The organism is Chitinophaga barathri (genome assembly GCF_003807585.1).
GTDB classification, from domain to species: Bacteria; Bacteroidota; Bacteroidia; order Chitinophagales; family Chitinophagaceae; genus Chitinophaga; species Chitinophaga barathri.
Genome location: NZ_RMBX01000014.1, coordinates 115618 through 132892 on the forward strand (window position 1 = coordinate 115618; position 17275 = coordinate 132892).

Below are 17275 nucleotides of genomic sequence, written 5' to 3' on the forward strand. Positions count from 1 at the left end.
CGTCATTGCGAGGAGCAGCGAAGGAGTGTGCAGGAGCCGCGACGAAGCAATCTCCCAATATTGGAGTACATCACTGCCATGAAGGAGATTGCTTCGTCGCCCTTCCCGCTTTGGCTCTGCTGCTCCTCGCAATGACGTGCTCCCCTCGTAATGATGCTTTCCCTGTATCGGTATAAACAAGGTTACTGTTTAGAGGTATTAAATTTGTATCCCAGGCCGTATACTGTTCCGATATAATCCGTTCCGTTTGCCGCGCTGATCTTTTTCCTGATGTTCTTTACATGCTGGTATACGAAGTCAAAATTAGCGAGATTATCTGTATAATCCCCCCAAAGGTGCGCCGCGATGCTCTGGCGGGAGAGCACCCTGTTTTTGTTCACGATGAAATAAAGGAGGAGGTCGAACTCCTTGCGGGTCATATCCAGCAGGATATCGTTCACCCTGGCTTCCAGGGTATCTATATTGAGGCTGATCTCGTTAAAGGCGATGATGTTACTGCCGTTGAGCTTTTTGCGCCTGTAAATAGCCCTCAGGCGGGCGTGTAGCTCAGGCAGGTGGAAAGGTTTGGTGAGATAGTCGTCCGCTCCTTCTTCCAGCCCGATGACCTTATCGTCCAGCGAGTTTTTGGCGGAAAGGATGAGGATGCTGCTCTGGATGCGTTCCATGCGCATGAATGAAAGTATGTCCAGGCCATTGCCATCCGGCAGCATGATGTCCAGCAGTACGCAGTCGTACTGGAAAGAGATCAGCCGGTCCTGGGCATCGCGGATGTTGTAGCTCACCTCGCAGATATAGCCCTCCCTGGCCAGGAATTCGGAGATACTGCTGGCCAGTTCCACATTGTCTTCAATCAGCAACACTTTCATATGACCATGCAAATTACGCAGAAATTTGAAGCAATCTTGAAGTAACGCAACCCCTTGGGGCCTCCCGGCGTTATAAAAAACAGATTAACTGATTGAATTACAGTCATTCCCAATTCTGGCAGGTGATTTGTATAGTAACGGCCGTAAACCTATAAATATGAAACCATATTCTATTGTAATCCTGGTGTGTGTACTTTTTGCCGCCTGTGCGGGGCCATCCTCCGAAAAAAAGGCCGAAGAGAGCGAAGAAACCGATGAACTGTCCGCCGCCATTTCCACGATCAGCAATTATGCCACCAGCATCGATGTAAAAGCCTCCAGCGGCAACAAGATCATGGCTGCGCATAATTTCAACCAGGGGGATAATACCTCCGGCGTTGTCGGCGTATTCTCCGACAAAAACACGCCCATCCGCCTTTACATCTTCCCCGAAGGCAATCAGCCGGATACTTCCAGCGAAACCTGGTTTTACCTGGATACCGTAACGGTGGCCGTGAAACTGATGCGGGAGATCATCACCACCAAATCCGGCGTGATAGAAAACAGTTTTTATTTCGACGCGGATACGCTGCTGCAGTCGGAATCCCGCAAAGCACCGGACCTGGCCTCGCTGGACAGTGCTGAAATTGTTCCATACACCTCTCCATACGGGCATACGGACTTCCGCTTTGACCCGCAGGAAGTGAACGACCTGGCGCAACGTGCTTCCATCGCTCTCACCATTACCCGCCGCGACCTCAGCCCCGGTGCAAACGATGCGCGCAAAATGGGCGCCTCGCATTGGGCTACCGGCAACGAGCCCGGCTGGTCGCTGGCCATCATTCCTTACAAAAAGATCCTGTACACCGGCAATTACGGGGAGCAGAAAATAGAATTCCCCCCGGCACAGGCGCAGAAAGGAGATAACGACGCCTCTATATTCAGCACTTCAGCGGACGGGCATACGCTCGATATCACTTTTGAAAATAAAGTATGCACGGACGATGCCGGCAAAAAGAGCCCCGGCACCGTTACCCTGAAACTGGATGGGAAAGTGCTTCGCGGTTGCGGACAGTCCCTGTTCTAAAGATATTTTATAAGCGGAAACCACCGTTCCGAATACACTTACCCAAAAAAGAAAGGCCACCGGAACCGGTGGCCTTTCGCGTTGTTGAAGATACCCGCTATTTCTTTTTCACTTTTTCCCAGCCTTCAAGCCCCGCTCTCAGCCAGTCCGCATACGTCTGGATATCAGGCGTATAGGCTACCGGCCAGGTGAGCAGCTGCTCGTCCGGCGTTATAAGCGCGTAAAGAGGCTGGCTCTGATTGGTGAAATTCACAGTCTGCATCGTGGCAAACTTGTCACCGATCGTTACGATATTTTTAGGTTTGCCTTCAGGGGACACGTATTTGAACTGCTGGTCTTCCGGCAGTTTCTTACGGTCATCCGTATACAGCGACACCAGGATGTATTTGTCTTTGATCAGGTCATGCACCTCGGGGTCCGTCCATACGTTTTCTTCCATGTTGCGGCAGTTCACGCAGGCCCAGCCCGTAAAGTCGATCAGGATGGGTTTGCCCTTCTCTTTCGCCATCTGCAACGCCTTGTCGTAATCGTTGATCACGTCCGGCTCCACGGAGCCTCTTTCATGCGCGGTATTGCCGTACCAGCTGTAGCTCATCGGGGGTGCGAAGCCGCTCATGAGTTTCAGGCGGGCATATTTGGTATTGGTGATGCCGGGTATGAGATAGAGCGTGAACAGGCCGAAGAGCAGCCCGAAAATGATGCGCACGGGGCCGAGTTTTTTCACGGGGCTGTCGTGCGGGAAACGGATGAGGCCGAACAGGTACAGCGTGGTGAGGATGCCGATGATGATCCAGATGAGGAAAAACGTTTCCCTGTCCAGGATGCCCCAGTGCGTCACGAGGTCCGCATTGGACAGGAATTTCACCGCCAGCGCCAGCTCCACGAAGCCCAGCACCACTTTTACGGAAGTAAGCCAGCCACCTGATTTAGGCAGGGAGCTAAGCCAGTTCGGGAACAGGGCGAAGAGCGCGAAGGGCAGTGCCAGCGATACGCCGAAGCCTGCCATACCAGCCGTGAGCAGCCATGCGCCACCATCTGAGTTCAGCGATCCCGCCAGCAGCGAGCCCAGGATGGGGCCTGTGCAGGAGAAGGACACTACCACCAGGGTGAGCGCCATAAAAAAGATGCCTACGAGCGTACCTTTATTCGCCTTGGAATCCGCTTTGCTGGCCAGGCCGCTGGGCAGCGTGATCTCAAACAGGCCGAAGAAAGACAGGGCAAATACGAGGAATATCGCGAAGAAGATGACGTTCAGCCATACGTTCGTGGAAATGTTATTGAAGATCTCCGGCTCCGCCAGGCCCGCCACATGGAAAGGCACGCTGAAGAGCACATAGATCAGGAAGATAAAGAAGCCGTACATCGTGGCGTTGAAGATGCCTTTTTTCTTGTCCTGGGCGGATTTGGTGAAAAAAGACACCGTGAGCGGGATCATCGGGAACACGCAGGGCGTCACCAGCGCCACGAGGCCGCCCAGGAAACCCAGCAGGAAGATAAACCAGGGATTGGTCTGCCCTTCCGTGCCAATGCCGCCAACGCGCATTACGGGGTTCTTCATGTCGATCTTCTCACGTTTGAGGCTTGCGGCCGCATCAGCGTTCGCTTTCAGACCTCCCTGCTCACCGGTAAGGTTGCCGGCGGCATCGGCGGAGAAGGTGAAGAGATTGTCTTCCTGGTATACTTCTGTTGTATTTGCGATATATGCGCTCACCATCCCGCGGAGGTCCTTTACGGAATCGTTGAAGCGTATGGTGGCCAGTATTTCAACTTCGTCCAGGTGATATTTGACACTCGATTCCAGCAGCGAATCGTAACCTTCCTGCGGCGCGGTGGCTTCGGTAAGGGAAACGATCTTCGCGCGGGTAGCAGCAAGGCTGTCGAAAACGATGCGCGTATTCAGCTCATCGTCACCCATGGCTACCGACAAAATTTTCCACCCTGCATCGATCTTTGCGGTAAAATGTAAAACAAACTCCTTCTCCCCTTTCTTTTCGGCTTTAAACTCCCACTTCAGGTGTTTAGGGATGGAATCCGCCTCCTGTGCCCGCGCCTTTGGCTGCGCCAGCAGGAACAGGGCGGCTATCAACGTTAAAAGATTCTTCATATATATGATAGACTTAACAGATTGAATTAAAGATAAAAGCAAAAACGAGTTCTTTCGGGCGAAAGAACTCGTTCCTGATATGCTGAAAAAATATTGGTAATTATTTCAGATCAAAGGCAAAGTCCACTTGCGTTGGCGGCAGGCACTGATGGTCGTCGCAGACCATAAATTCCACAGAACCTTTGAATTTGGTGGCAGCTTTACCTTTTACGGTTACCCGCTGAACGAAAGAAACGCTGTTTTCGTAGTATTTCAGTTCAGAATCGAAGTTTTTGTCGAAGGCTTTTTTCAGTTTGCCGTTTTCTTTTACTTTACCGGTAGCAGCTACCAGCGGGTTTTTGGCAAATTTAAACGTAGTGGGGACCGGGCCTTCGCCGGCTTCCTGTGCGTACAGGTGCCATCCTTTTTCGATGGTGGCGGTAGCGATCACATCATAAGTCGTAGCGTTCACCTTTTTGGTGCTGAACGCCCATTTTACCGGGTCGAGGTCCTGTGCTACCGCCAGTACGGGCAGTGCGAACAGGCACAATGCAACGAGTAATTTCTTCATAGTTCCTTTTTTTGCTGGTTGGTTGGTGGTTTTGATGAACCAGGCGGTGTTTCCCCTAGTTGTTATTGATCAGGCTCTGGAATATCAGCTGGCCGTCGCGGTTACCGAGCACTTCGCTGGTAGCCCTTTCCGGGTGCGGCATCATTCCAAATACGTTTCTTTCTTTATTGCATATACCGGCGATATTGCGGATAGCGCCGTTCGGGTTAGCAGAATCAACAATATTGCCAAATTCATCGCAATAGCGGAAAAGCACCTGGTTGTTGGCAAACAGCCCGTCCAGTGTGGCTTCGTCCGCATAATACCTTCCTTCGCCGTGGGCTACGGGGATCATGAGGGGGCGGCCGGTCACTTCTTTGGTGATGGACGTATGGGTGTTTTCGCTTTTCATGAAGATGTTTTTGCAAACGAACTGCTGGTTCTGGTTTTTCAGCAGCGCGCCGGGAAGGAGGCCTGCTTCGCACAGGATCTGGAAGCCGTTGCAAACGCCGATCACGCGGCCGCCTTTTTTGGCGAATTCCACCACGCTTTGCATCATCGGGCTGAACTTGGCAATCGCGCCGCAACGCAGGTAATCGCCATAAGAAAAACCGCCGGGGAGCAAAATGCAGTCTTCGGTGGAAAACATGCTCAGGTCCTTTTCTTTGTGCCAAAGGTTAATCACATCCTGGTTCAGGTCATTGCGCAGGGCATCGATCATGTCTTGGTCACAGTTTGAACCGGGAAAAGTAACAACTCCAAATTTCATCTGTTCAGTTTAATTTTTTTACGGGCCAGATGGGATTTCATCTCATCTGCATATTTATTTTTTTAGAGGCTATGCACCGGTTTTACGCCGTCTCATATTAACACCTCCGTTAATTTATCCAGGAAACAACAAAATTACTACGCCTTTGTGAATATACAATAACCGCTCATAGATTTATGATTCCGCTAACACCATCGGCTTAGTGGGAAAAGTATTGCATCACAATCACATAAACCAAAAGAATTACGTGTATTACGTTAGCTATGGTATTGTTAGTCACCGTCCAGAACACGTTCCCGGCAAACAGCGAGATGGGCAATACCGCCAGCACCCAATAATTGGGGCTGAAATGGCCGCTGAAAAGCGGTATCAGCATGGCTACCAGCACATAGATCACTACAGTGGCCCATATCTTTCTTCCCTGGATCAGCATTTTCTTAAATGTCCGCTGCAGCATCAGCCAGCCGATCACAAAAAACAGCAGGTTGGTGATCAGGGCGCCCCAGACCTTGTAATCCGTGATCATCGGGAGGTGAAAACTGATCCGCGGCATGTCCAGGATCAGCTCCGTGCGGTTGGTGAGGAACAGGTAGGTGCCCAGCAGGTAAAACGGGCAGATGATGCCCAGCAGCCCGATGATCCATTCCGCCAGCCTGAAGGCGCGCATAATGAGCAGGCTCAGCAGCAGCAGCGCCAGGAACAGTACGGAAGGGAAATATACCAGCCCGCAGAGGCCCAGGGCGAACCCCATGTTAAAAGCCACGTCCCGGGCGGAAGAGCGCATATAGAGGTCCGAAATGCTGGAAAATATCCAGAGCATCACGGTATTGACGATAAGAGCGGGGGAAAACACGTTCCAGCCTTCCAGCAGCGAGGTGAACAGCAGGAAACACATGGCGGGCAGGTAAGTGTCTTTGGAAAACAGCCGGTGGTTGTTGATGATCCGGGTGAACAGCAGGGCTTGCAGGAACTGCAGCAGCAGTGCCAGGCAGGTGTAAAATAGGGCGCTTTTGCCGGCTATACCCTCCAGCCAACCCGTGATCTCCGTATACAGCAGGCCTTCAGAACCGTCTGCCTGGTAAACGGCCGGGTGGATAAGGTAGTAGAATTTGACAAACAGCAGGTAGATGAACAGCAACAATACCGTCAGCGGATTGCCGGATCTGAAAAATTTTATCACGATGCAAAGATGTGATTAAAAGTCAATTTTAGCAAAGCAGATGTAGTTTCTGTAAATACAGGGTATCAGCACGCTCCGGGCGCTGATCTGCTTGCCATACCTGGGCATCCAGGAGAAACCTTTGTCCAGGTTGCGGAGGGTGGGCTTGCGGTTCACCTTGCCATCCGGCCCGATCGTGTTTTCGGTGAGCACGTATTGCCGGCGGTCCAGCTCGTTGAAGAGGAAGTGCAGCTCGCTGCCCACGTTCACCAGCATATAACTGAGGTAAAGGTCTGCCCCGTCGTCAAACTGGCTTTTGTGCACGAAGTTGCTGTATTGCAGGTCGCCGTTTTCGTCGTAGCTCAGGATGGCCACATTGTCGTAGTGATAACGGGTGCCCTGTCCGTCGTTCCAGCCGTAGGGGTTATAATAGTACGGGGAATAGGGTGAATAATAATAAGGATTGTACCCGCCATACCCGCCGTACATATAGTTCCAGCGGTTCCAGGGCTGGCTGCGGGAAGTAGTGTAATAAGACTCGGCGGTGAGCAGGAAGCCCCCGTTTGCCGTATTCACGATCCTGCGGATAAAATAATCGTTGAAAGCGGCGGAGGTGGAAGCATCGCCGCGGGCGCTCTGTTTCAGTTCGGGGCTGAAGGGTGTCAGTTTTTCAAACATGCGTTCCCGTTTGCCGTAATCCAGGCGCATTACGTACAGCCCGTCCACGTTGCCGCGTTTCTGTTTGTAGAAAAAGGCCGTCACCAGCACCTGTTTGTCCTGGTTATCCAGCTTCAGTTTCACTTCATCCAGCAGCAGGTTTTTGGTTTCGAAGTGCGCGGTTTCAAAGGAATCCACTACCGCCCTTTTGATCACCACTTCGCCGTTCACGATATAATCCCGGTTGGTAGTGCGGTCCAGTTTGGTAAAGAGCAGGTCGCCCTCGTTGTTCAGGGTGAAATTGCTGAGGAACTGGCGTTTCCCTTCCATGGGCAGGGATACGCGGCTGTTGTTCACAAGGTTGAAGGAGCTGTCGTACAGGAAGGTGTAAAACACGTTGTCGTTCTCCTTGTCCTGGTTGATCTTGTATACGAGGATCCGGTTTTTGTCTTCAGACACTTCCACGGAATATATCTTGTTCTCTTTTGAAAAGTTGCCGATGCGGGTGGAATCCACCATTACAGGGGCGGAGGTGAAGGTCCCGTTTGGAGTTACTTCTCCCACGAAGCTGTACACTGCGTCCCTGCGCTGGAACTGGTAGATCATAAAAGCCCTGTCCGGGTAGGCCACAAAGTCCACGCTGATCAGCTTTTTAGGCAGGAAGTCCAGCTTCACGCGGTCTTTCAGCTGCATGGCGTTGTCGTATACGGAAATATTATATTCTCCACGGTCTGCCTTGTAAACCAGAATGTTACCGGCCATCCTGCCGATAATTTCGAATTCGGTGGTTTTGTAATCATCCCTTTCCGGCTCTGAGTAAGTAATCTTCTGGGCGTTGGCTACCGCACTGCACAGCAACAGCACACAAATTTGCACGATATGACGAATGCGCATGGACAATTATTTAAGGTTAGATACAGGATAAACGTTGAATGTATCAGTTTTATGCATAGTTCTGCTTTCAAACCTACACGAAAATTACGTTATTGCAAAGCACTAAGAACGGGGCGCAATTTATTGTGTAATTTTATTGGCAAAACGTTGGCGTTATTATGATGGATACGGTATTAGTTACGGGTGGCACGGGCCTGGTGGGGCAGGCTTTGACGGCTTTGCTGCTGGAGAAAGGCTACCATGTGATCGTGCTCACCCGCGGCAAAAGAACTTCTTCCCACCCCAACCTGCGTTTCGCGCAGTGGGACCCTGCCCGCAAATCGCTGGATATCACGGCGCTGCAGGCGGCGGACCATATCATTCACCTGGCCGGTGCAAACGTGGCAGACGGCCGCTGGACCAAAAAACGCAAACAGGAGATACTGGACAGCCGGGTGGAAAGCAGCAACCTCCTCTACGACAGCCTCCGCCAGCACCCGAACAAGGTCCGGAAAGTGATCAGCGCCTCCGCCACCGGCTACTACGGCCAATATACAGGCAAGGTGTTCACCGAAAACGATCCCCCCGCCAGCGATTTCCTGGGCACTACCTGCAAAGCCTGGGAAGACAGTGTGCGCCAGATGGAAACGCTGGGCAAAACAGTGGTCATCCTCCGCACAGGCATTGTACTGAGCCTGAAAGGCAGCGCCCTCAGGGAATTCCACAAGCCCGTGAAGCTCGGCTTCGCCACAGTGATGGGCAATGGCGACCAGTTTGTGAGCTGGATACACCTGCAGGACCTGGTGCGTTTGTACTTCAACGCGCTGCTGAACGACCAGCTGCACGGCGCTTATAACGCAGTGGCCCCCCGCCCGGTGACGAACCGGGAGCTGGTGCTTACGCTGGCCCGCGCTGTAAAAGGCAACAGTTTCATCACGGTGCATATACCGGTCTTTGCGCTGAAAGTGGCGCTGGGCGAGATGAGCGTCGAAGTCTTAAAAAGCGTGAAAGTCTCTTCTGAAAAAATACAACAGACGGGTTTTGTGTTCTCCTACCCCGACGTGGAAAGCGCTATCAAACAGATCGTATCCAATCCCTGACCGTCTTTTTCCTTGTCCAATACTGGTATTCACTGATTGTAAGGCGATAGTATTTAAGCTCCCAGGGCCGCCTGCAGGGCTTTGGCTTTCAGCAGGCATTCCTCCCATTCCTTTTCCGGATCGCTGTAGAATGTGATGGCGGAGCCCGTCTGGATGGAGATGTATGGGGTTTCCGCATTGTAGAGGATACTTCGTATCACCACGTTAAAATCAAAATCACCTTCCGGTGTAATATAACCTACCGCGCCGGAAAACAATCCCCGCCTGGTTCTTTCATATTGTTCGATCAGTTCCATCACGCGCAGTTTGGGCGCGCCGGTCATAGAGCCCATGGGAAAGGCGTGCCTGATCGCGTCCGTGAAATGGTGTTCAGGGCTGAGTATAGCCGTCACCGTGGAGATCATATGATGTACCTGCGGGAAGGTGTAGATGCCGAAAAGTTCTTCCACTTTTACAGAGCCCTGTACGGCGGTTTTGGACAGGTCGTTTCGCACGAGGTCCACGATCATCACATTTTCGGACTGTTCTTTCGGGCTGTTGCGGAGGCCCTGCCGCAGGGCCGCATCTGCCTGCGTGTCCGCGGCGCGGCGGGCGGTGCCTTTGATGGGCTGGCTGATGATGGTATTGCCTTTTTTGCGCAGGAACCTTTCCGGGCTGGAGCAGGCGAGGCTGCGGAGGCCGAGGCGGTAATAAGCCGCGAAGGGCGAAGGGTTCAGGACGTTCAGCCGGAGGAACAGGGCCAGCGGGTCCGCAATGGGCGCCCTTGCGAATTGTTCGCGGCAGAAGTTCACCTCATAACAATCTCCCTTGCGGATATGCTCCCGTAAGGCCCTCACCGCATCCAGGTAGGCTGTGCGCCCCAGGTGAGCGTCGAGGGCAGATACGGGGCTGGTATTGGCCAAAGAAGGGGCCTCCTGCCTGAGGCAGTCAGAGTATATTTCCTGTGCTTCTTTTTCCGTGAGGGAGGGGCCGCTGATGTGCAGCTCATTTTGCCGGAGCTGGAGGAGGTAGCGGGGCCTGAAAAAGGCCATATCCGGGAAACCGACACCGTCCGGGTGGGTGGAGCGGAGTTTTTCGGTTTCGTTTTTAAGATCGTAGCCCAGGTGGCCGAAAAGCCAGCCGGGGCGGGCGGAATGGAATTCCTTTAATTGTTGAAACGCGGTACCGGCGCTGCATTGCAGCACTTCCACGGCATCCGCGGCGAGCAGTGCTTCAGCGCCCGAGCCGGTGAGCCGGTAATCGTTATTGTCCAAAAAACAACAAATGTTGAACCGGTTACCCCAGCTCAACATTTGCTGTTTAAATGCGCTTATATTTTCAACAGGAAAACTGTATGATAGCACGTTTATGGCTTAGAAATCATCATCATCGTCATCATCAAAACGGTCGTTGAACATGCCCATGTCCTTGAAGTCGTCGTCTATATCCAGGTCATCGTCGTCAGCGCCTTTTTTGGTGCTGGGGCGGCCGCGTTTGTTTTTAGGCTTAGGCATATCGAACTCCTCGAAGTCAGGATCGTAGTCTTCGTCTTCTCCTTTTTCCCAGGCATCATCATCGTCGGATTCGTCGTCATCATCCGCATCGTCGGAATCATCGTCATCGTCCTTTTTCTTCCTGGTGGCTGCTTTAGCCGGGCGGCCTCTTTTGGGAGCATCATCATCGTCACCTTCTTCGTCATCGTCATCATCCTCCTCTGTCTTTTTGGATTTTGCCGTAAGCTTATCTGATTTTTTAGAAGCAGCAGACTTACGGGGAGATTCCTCCTCGTCCTCATCCTCATCCTCGTCTACTTCTTTCTTAGGCTTGGCACTGGTTTTCTTTTCAGAAGCTTTGTCAGTCTTAGGCGAAGTAGTCTTTTTAGTCTCTTTTTCTTTATCAGATTTTGATTTCATAATGGTACGTTACTATTAGATTCTAAGGTAAAGTTTTAACAGTTTTTTTGATTCGCCAAATTTTTTTTTGACTGTTTTTTTTGTATTTTTTTGACTTTACTTTTCGAGTATCTGATCCCTGCCAGGACCGTTGGACACGTACTGTACGGGCACGCCCAGATAGCTTTCCACAAAAGATAAGAAATTTTTCATTTCCTTAGGTAATGTTCCGTAGCTGTTGCTTTTTGCGGTAGGCTCGGACCAGCCGGGAAAACTTTCGAGTATCGGTTTGATAGGTACTCCGCAGATATTGAAAGGCATCTCCTTAGTCTGTTGTCCGTCAATCTCATAGGCGGTGCAGGCCTGTACCTCGGAGAATTCGTCCAGCACGTCGCTTTTTGTCATTACCAGCTGGGTAACGCCGCTGAGCATGCAGGTATAATCCAGCGCCACGAGGTCTATCCAGCCGCAACGGCGGGGGCGGCCTGTGGTAGCGCCAAATTCATGGCCGGCTTTGCGCAGCTGTTCGCCCGTCTCATCTTCCAGCTCGGTGGGGAACGGCCCGCCGCCTACGCGTGTGCAGTAAGCTTTGGTAACGCCGATCACTTCGCGGATCCATTTGGGAGCAAGGCCCAGGCCGGTGCAAACGCCGGCTGAAATGGTGTTGGAAGAGGTGACAAAGGGGTAAGTACCGAAATCCACGTCCAGCATGCTGCCCTGCGCGCCTTCCGCCAGTACTTCTTTACCGGCTTTCAGGTGTTCGTTCAGCCAGTATTCGCCGCGCACGACGTTCATTGTACGCAGGAAGTCGATGGCATCCCAGAATTCAGCTTCCCATTCGGCGATATCCTCGCTGAAATTATAGTTAGCCAGCAGCTGGAGATGTTTGGCTTTGAGTTTTTCGTATGAGTTTTTGAAGTCGGCATTCATCACGTCCCCCACGCGGAGGCCGTTGCGGCCGGTCTTGTCCATGTATGCGGGGCCGATCCCTTTCAGCGTGGAGCCGATCTTTTCCTGTCCTTTGGACAGTTCTGAGGCTTTATCCAGCGCGCGGTGGGTAGGCACAATGATATGCGTCTTTTCAGCGATAAAGAGGTTTTTACCGAGGTCTATGCCCAGGGCGGCCACTTTTTCGCATTCTTTTTTGAAAGTAACGGGGTCCAGCACCACACCGTTGCCGATGAGGTTCAGGGTATTGGTGTGGAATACACCGGAAGGGATTGTGTGCAACACCACTTTCTGGCCATTGACATACAAGGTGTGCCCGGCATTGGGGCCTCCCTGGAAACGGGCAATAACGTCATATTTACCCGCAAAATAATCTACTATCTTGCCTTTCCCTTCATCGCCCCATTGCAGCCCCAGCAGAACATCTACCATTGTTGATATGTGATTTTATGTTTTAAAGAAGAGGCAAAAATAAGGCGATTGAATGAAAAGTTGGAGAATATTTAATCTTCCAGCCGGCTGATGCTCTGGATGCCGTCCAGCGCCTTCAGGCGTTCAAACAATTCTTCCAGTTCGTCTTTATCGTGCACAAACACCTTGATAAGCCCTTCGAACAGGCCTTCCTTGGACTCGATGGTGAGCCCGGCAATGTTGATCCTGAGCTCCCCGGAGATGATATTGGTGATCTTGTGGATCACGCCCACATCGTCCATCCCTACTATTTTCAGGCCGGTGAGGAAGGAAATCTCGCGGTTTTTCACCCATTTGGTCTTTACCACGCGGTGGCCGTAGTGGGCCAGCAGCTGCGCGGCATTGGGGCAGTTCGTCCGGTGTATCTTGAGGCCTTCGCTGGCGGTGATAAATCCAAATACGTCGTCTCCCGGGATGGGGCGGCAGCAGTTCGCGAGTTTGTAAGCGATCTTGTCCGAACTTTCCCCGAAAATGATCAGTTCCGCGTCCTTTTTGGACGGCTGCTTGTGCAGGGCCTCGTCCACCACCGGCTCCACCACTTTTACCGGTTTGGGCGGCTCCAGCTTGTCTCCCAGCACATGGAAGGATTTCAGCTCCTTCAGGTCTATGTTTTTGACGGCGATCTGGTAATACAGGTCCAGCGGGCTGGGCTGTTTGTAGAACTGCACCAGCTCGTTGATATTGTACTGGCTGGCGGAGGCTTTGACGTGCTCCAGCTTGCGCTCGAGTATCTCCTTGCCGTCCATGGCCACTTTTCGTTTTTCTTCTTTCAGCGCGTCCTTGATCTTGCTTTTGGCTTTGGCCGTGAGCACGATGTTCAGCCAGTCTTCCGAGGGTTTTTGTTTGTTCGAGGTGATGATCTCCACCTGGTCCCCGCTGCGCAGCTTGTGGCTGAGGGGCACCAGCTTGTAGTTCACTTTGGCGCCAATGCATTTGTTGCCCACGGCGCTGTGGATGGAATAGGCGAAATCCAGCGCGGTAGAGCCTACGGGCAGTATTTTCAGGTCCCCTTTGGGGGTGTACACATATATTTCCTCGGTGAAAAGGTTGCTTTTAAAATCCGCCAGGAAGTCCAGGGTATTGGAATCCGGGCTGTTCAGTATCTCCCTGATCTGGCTGAACCATTGTTCGAACTTGGATTCCTGTACGGTAGAATTCCCTTCTTTATAGCGCCAGTGGGCGGCTACGCCTTTTTCGGCATAGTCATTCATGCGTTTGGAGCGGATCTGGACTTCCACCCACTTGCCGCTTGGCCCCATTACCGTCACGTGCAGGGCTTCATAGCCGTTGCTTTTCGGGTTGCTGAGCCAGTCGCGGGTACGTTCGGGGCTGGGGTGGTAAAAGTCCGTGATGATGGAATACACCTTCCAGCAGTCCGCTTTTTCCTTTTCCACGGCGGAATCCAGGATGATGCGGATGGCGAAAAGGTCGTATACTTCTTCAAACTGTACGCCTTTGGTCTTGATCTTGTTCCAGATGGAGTGGATGGACTTGGGGCGGCCGATCATCTCGAAATTGAAGCCCTCTTCCTGGAGCACTTCCTTGATAGGTTTGATGAATTCGTTGATATAGCGGGTGCGCTCGCGTTTGGTTTCTTTGAGGCGGCGGGCTATTTCGCGGTATTTGTCCTGCTCCGTGTATTTCATGGCCAGGTCTTCCAGCTCGCTCTTGATAGTATACAAACCAAGGCGGTGGGCGAGCGGGGCGTAGATAAACACGGTTTCGGAGGATATTTTGAGCTGTTTTTCGCGGCTCATACTGTCCAGGGTGCGCATGTTGTGCAGCCTGTCCGCCAGTTTGATGAGGATCACGCGGGGGTCATCGGCCAGAGTGAGGAGGATCTTCTTGAAATTCTCCGCCTGCATGGTGCTGGTATTGGAATCGATCACGGTGGATATCTTGGTCAGCCCGTCCACGATATGGGCTATTTCGGTGCCGAATTCACGTTCCACGTCTTCGAGGGTGACTTCGGTATCTTCCACGGTATCGTGCAGCAGGGCGCAGATGGCGGAACGTACGCCGAGGCCTATTTCTTCCACGGTGATCTGGGCTACGGCCAGGGGGTGGAGAATGTAGGGTTCTCCGGATTTGCGGCGCATATCCCGGTGGGCTTCGGCGGCCATTTCGAAAGCGGTACGGACGAGCTCACGGTCGCCTTTTTTCAAACGGGGTTTGAGCGCGCGCAACAGGGCGCGGTAGTGGCGGACGATCTCTTTTTTCTCCTGCTCTTCGTCGAGGTTATATTTTTGAACGGTCACAGTTTCCATGCAGTATCAAAAATACAAAAAGAGCACCAGTAATTGGAATACTGCCGTTGTGCCGGATTTGGGGCCGGGAAGGCGGGGAAAATGGCGGGTCCAAAGGAGTTGGGAGCCGACACAAGGAAAGGCTGCCATTTTTGCCTAAAAGGACGATCAAAATGGCAGCGGGTGGGGGTAAGTATGCTTTTGATACGCTTTTGATATGCTCTTGCTATGCTTTTGATATGCTTTAAGTACCGCTAAAGTACAGGTATTGTATCCGGAAAGTGATGATATATTCTCCTATAGCCAAAGTATACGGTACGTATAGGATAGGTATACGAGAGGTATAGGAGAGCCGCGGTGAAGGCATGATAAAATAGTACCAGGGGGTTCGCCTTCCGGGCGATCTATCAATAATTTTTATAATTCTGGAAAAACGATACCTTTGCAGTCCTAAAAAACGCGGATGTGGTGAAATTGGTAGACACGCCAGACTTAGGATCTGGTGCCGCGAGGTATGTAGGTTCGAGTCCTATCATCCGCACAGATTGATTTTCAATTTGTTGAAAAGGCTGCTTCGGCGGCCTTTTCTGTTTTGCTCAAAATTTGCAAACAATTTGCAAGCAATTGTGAAAATGGAAGAAATTAAAGAACTGGGCATCCAGGTAATCCTTTTAAATCCCTCAGATGACAAATTTTATTGCTGCCTATTATGAACGGAAAATCGTATTTTCAACCTGACTGAAGATTGAGTGCACTCCTCATACCCCAACGAACAACTATGTATCCCGTTCTACTGCCTCCACATCCTGCTTTACAACCTTTTATCCATCATTATGTCTATACTTGTGTTGGTGTAGCCGGTCAATGGTCTGATTTTGGTATGGTGCCACCCGGATGCACTGCTTTACCTGTGACAATGGGAGGAAGGGAAGTCTGGTTAAAAGCAGATGACGAGCCAGCCCGAAAATTCGAATCCGTTGCTTTTTCCGGCCAGGGCACCTATTTCAGAAAGATAAGTATCAACGACCGGTTTGATGTCTTTTTTGTGATATTCAAGCCTTGCGGTGCCTTTCAATTACTGGGTGCAGGCCAGCATGGTTGTGTGAATGATATGTTCAATCTTTCCGATCTGCTCGGCGGCAAGGTGGCACGGAATCTGCGCCAGCAACTGGAGGACAGTACTACAGCACGCAAAACCCGCTCTATCATCGAACAATTCCTGCTGCAGCGCCTTCTTCAGCAAAAAAACACGGACATGGTCCGGCAATTTGATGAAATCAGTAAAAAGATCAAGAGGGAAAGCCAGGAGCCGTTGCTTGTAAAAAAAATGTGCAGGGAGGAAGGCGTATCCAAAAGCAAGCTGGAACGTCAGATGAAGGAGATCGTAGGCATGGGACCGAAACAGTTTCAGCGTATAGCCCGGTTTAATGCAATGCTGTCACACATACAACAACAAGCGGATCGCCGCCCCTGGACGGAAATAGCGTACCAGTTCGGATATTATGACCAGGCGCATTTCATTAAGGAATTCAAATTATTCTACGGCAAAACCCCAACTGCCTATTCAACCAACGACGAGATCCTGACCAATATAGCCCATTGACCCTTTAAAATTTGCGTCTTTTTTACAATCCCACGTTGCCGGGAAGTGTTAAGCTTGCAGGATGAATACACTATCACGCAGCATGAAAAAGGCACGATCCCTGTCCTTCATCCTTTTACTCTCCGCTACCGGTATACAATGCGGTAAAGACGGTGCAACAGGAGGACAAGGCCCCGCTGGCCCGCAGGGGGAACAAGGCATTGCAGGCCCGGCTGGCTTACCCGGATCTAAAATACTCAATGGCACTACCGTACCTGCAGCTAACCTTGGCGCAGCGGGCGATTATTACGTGAATCTAAGCACTGCACAATTATATGGCCCTAAAACTGCTGCCGACTGGGGCGCCGCCGTTGCTTTAAGAGGTCCGGCCGGTGCTACCGGCGCCACTGGCGCAAATGGTACGAACGGCGCAAGGATACTTAGCGGTATCGCGCCTCCCCCGCCCGCATCCGGGGTTAACGGCGATTTTTATTTTGACAAGCTGGCGGCAGTCATGTATGGCCCGAAATCCGACGCCGGTTGGGGTGACGGAGTGCCGCTCCGCATTTCACGCGTTATATCGTATGTCGTTACCAGACCCGCTGAGCTGGCCTGGAATGCTTCCCATCTGCTGGACATCAGCAACACGCTGCTGCCGGTCCCGGCAGACATCAGGACAAACGGCGTCGTTCTAACATACATCGTAATCCGTGGAACGAGCACCATCGATACCTGGCACCAGATCCCCGGGCACATATTTTTAGCCAATCCCGCCGTGAATTATTATTTCGTCGGCGTACGCGTAGCGCCTTCATATATCAGGATAGCCGCTTATAACGAAGATGGGTCGGATCTGCCTGCGGGTACTAATCCTCCAAATGTCACAAAGCTGAGAGTGTTACTGATCCCGGCAGATGAAGTCAACTTCATTTCACGGAAAAGCGTCCCCGTTGACCTTAAAAATTATGACGCTGTAAAAGCAGCCTTCGGTATCAGCGACGATGATGCTGTCACCATCGAATAAAATACCCGCT

The 17275-nt window shown here is 51.7% G+C and carries 14 protein-coding genes and 1 tRNA gene; 5 read left to right on the forward strand and 10 right to left on the reverse strand.

Features of this window, described 5'->3' with window-relative positions:
• Positions 1–182: 182 nt before the first annotated feature.
• Positions 183–866: a response regulator transcription factor gene (locus EG028_RS23210; protein WP_120518775.1), complete on the reverse strand. Its 684-nt coding sequence runs from the start codon at positions 864–866 to the stop codon at positions 183–185.
• Between the two features lie 157 nt (positions 867–1023).
• Between EG028_RS23210 and EG028_RS23215 the strand changes: the two genes are divergently transcribed.
• Complete coding sequence (locus EG028_RS23215) at positions 1024–1932, forward strand: hypothetical protein (protein ID WP_120518774.1); 909 nt, start codon at positions 1024–1026, stop codon at positions 1930–1932.
• Between the two features lie 97 nt (positions 1933–2029).
• Here EG028_RS23215 and EG028_RS23220 read toward each other — a convergent pair whose 3' ends face one another.
• The 5 genes from EG028_RS23220 to EG028_RS23240 all read right to left on the reverse strand — a co-directional run bounded on the left by EG028_RS23220 (position 2030) and on the right by EG028_RS23240 (position 8044).
• Complete coding sequence (locus tag EG028_RS23220; RefSeq protein WP_120518773.1) at positions 2030–4036, reverse strand: protein-disulfide reductase DsbD family protein; 2007 nt, start codon at positions 4034–4036, stop codon at positions 2030–2032.
• A gap of 100 nt (positions 4037–4136) precedes the next feature.
• Complete coding sequence (locus EG028_RS23225) at positions 4137–4586, reverse strand: protein-disulfide reductase DsbD domain-containing protein (protein ID WP_120518772.1); 450 nt, start codon at positions 4584–4586, stop codon at positions 4137–4139.
• 55 nt (positions 4587–4641) lie between these two features.
• Positions 4642–5334, reverse strand: a complete 693-nt coding sequence (purQ, locus tag EG028_RS23230) for a phosphoribosylformylglycinamidine synthase subunit PurQ (RefSeq protein WP_120518771.1) — start codon at positions 5332–5334, stop codon at positions 4642–4644.
• Between the two features lie 199 nt (positions 5335–5533).
• The gene (locus tag EG028_RS23235) at positions 5534–6514 is read right to left on the reverse strand and encodes a DUF6427 family protein (RefSeq protein ID WP_120518770.1); all 981 of its coding nucleotides are present in this window, start codon (positions 6512–6514) and stop codon (positions 5534–5536) included.
• Positions 6515–6529: 15 nt separating this feature from the next.
• Positions 6530–8044, reverse strand: a complete 1515-nt coding sequence (locus EG028_RS23240; protein WP_123864770.1) for a hypothetical protein — start codon at positions 8042–8044, stop codon at positions 6530–6532.
• A gap of 158 nt (positions 8045–8202) precedes the next feature.
• Here EG028_RS23240 and EG028_RS23245 point away from each other — a divergent pair, with 158 nt between their 5' ends.
• On the forward strand, positions 8203–9123 hold the full coding sequence (locus EG028_RS23245; protein WP_241559207.1) for a TIGR01777 family oxidoreductase: 921 nt from the start codon (positions 8203–8205) through the stop codon (positions 9121–9123).
• Positions 9124–9176: 53 nt separating this feature from the next.
• On the opposite strand, the gene EG028_RS23250 is transcribed toward EG028_RS23245, so the two are convergent.
• The 4 genes from EG028_RS23250 to EG028_RS23265 all read right to left on the reverse strand — a co-directional run bounded on the left by EG028_RS23250 (position 9177) and on the right by EG028_RS23265 (position 14680).
• Positions 9177–10376: an anthranilate synthase component I family protein gene (locus EG028_RS23250; RefSeq protein WP_241559206.1), complete on the reverse strand. Its 1200-nt coding sequence runs from the start codon at positions 10374–10376 to the stop codon at positions 9177–9179.
• A 99-nt stretch (positions 10377–10475) separates the two neighbouring features.
• Positions 10476–11015 carry a hypothetical protein gene (locus EG028_RS27790; protein WP_162946616.1) on the reverse strand — a complete coding sequence of 180 codons (540 nt, stop codon included), beginning with the start codon at positions 11013–11015 and terminating at the stop codon, positions 10476–10478.
• 96 nt (positions 11016–11111) lie between these two features.
• Positions 11112–12374, reverse strand: a complete 1263-nt coding sequence (locus EG028_RS23260) for an adenylosuccinate synthase (protein ID WP_120518767.1) — start codon at positions 12372–12374, stop codon at positions 11112–11114.
• A 71-nt stretch (positions 12375–12445) separates the two neighbouring features.
• A complete protein-coding gene (locus EG028_RS23265; RefSeq protein WP_120518766.1) occupies positions 12446–14680 on the reverse strand; it encodes a RelA/SpoT family protein in 2235 nt (744 codons plus the stop codon).
• Positions 14681–15118: 438 nt separating this feature from the next.
• Here EG028_RS23265 and EG028_RS23270 point away from each other — a divergent pair.
• The 3 genes from EG028_RS23270 to EG028_RS23280 all read left to right on the forward strand — a co-directional run bounded on the left by EG028_RS23270 (position 15119) and on the right by EG028_RS23280 (position 17265).
• Positions 15119–15200, forward strand: a tRNA-Leu gene (locus EG028_RS23270).
• Positions 15201–15437: 237 nt separating this feature from the next.
• The gene (locus EG028_RS23275) at positions 15438–16262 is read left to right on the forward strand and encodes a helix-turn-helix domain-containing protein (protein WP_123864771.1); all 825 of its coding nucleotides are present in this window, start codon (positions 15438–15440) and stop codon (positions 16260–16262) included.
• A gap of 82 nt (positions 16263–16344) precedes the next feature.
• On the forward strand, positions 16345–17265 hold the full coding sequence (locus EG028_RS23280; RefSeq protein WP_120518764.1) for a hypothetical protein: 921 nt from the start codon (positions 16345–16347) through the stop codon (positions 17263–17265).
• Positions 17266–17275: the final 10 nt, after the last annotated feature.

Bases quoted from the DNA above. Each gene is read 5' to 3' on its own strand.
- EG028_RS23245 (WP_241559207.1), top strand. From the start codon at position 8,203: ATGATGGATACGGTATTAGTTACGGGTGGCACGGGCCTGGTGGGGCAG.
- EG028_RS23280 (WP_120518764.1), top strand. From the start codon at position 16,345: ATGAAAAAGGCACGATCCCTGTCCTTCATCCTTTTACTCTCCGCTACC.
- EG028_RS23220 (WP_120518773.1), bottom strand. From the start codon at position 4,036: ATGAAGAATCTTTTAACGTTGATAGCCGCCCTGTTCCTGCTGGCGCAG.
- EG028_RS23260 (WP_120518767.1), bottom strand. From the start codon at position 12,374: ATGGTAGATGTTCTGCTGGGGCTGCAATGGGGCGATGAAGGGAAAGGC.
- EG028_RS23265 (WP_120518766.1), bottom strand. From the start codon at position 14,680: ATGGAAACTGTGACCGTTCAAAAATATAACCTCGACGAAGAGCAGGAG.
- EG028_RS23275 (WP_123864771.1), top strand. From the start codon at position 15,438: ATGTATCCCGTTCTACTGCCTCCACATCCTGCTTTACAACCTTTTATC.
- EG028_RS23225 (WP_120518772.1), bottom strand. From the start codon at position 4,586: ATGAAGAAATTACTCGTTGCATTGTGCCTGTTCGCACTGCCCGTACTG.
- EG028_RS23210 (WP_120518775.1), bottom strand. From the start codon at position 866: ATGAAAGTGTTGCTGATTGAAGACAATGTGGAACTGGCCAGCAGTATC.
- purQ (WP_120518771.1), bottom strand. From the start codon at position 5,334: ATGAAATTTGGAGTTGTTACTTTTCCCGGTTCAAACTGTGACCAAGAC.
- EG028_RS27790 (WP_162946616.1), bottom strand. From the start codon at position 11,015: ATGAAATCAAAATCTGATAAAGAAAAAGAGACTAAAAAGACTACTTCG.
- EG028_RS23215 (WP_120518774.1), top strand. From the start codon at position 1,024: ATGAAACCATATTCTATTGTAATCCTGGTGTGTGTACTTTTTGCCGCC.
- EG028_RS23240 (WP_123864770.1), bottom strand. From the start codon at position 8,044: ATGCGCATTCGTCATATCGTGCAAATTTGTGTGCTGTTGCTGTGCAGT.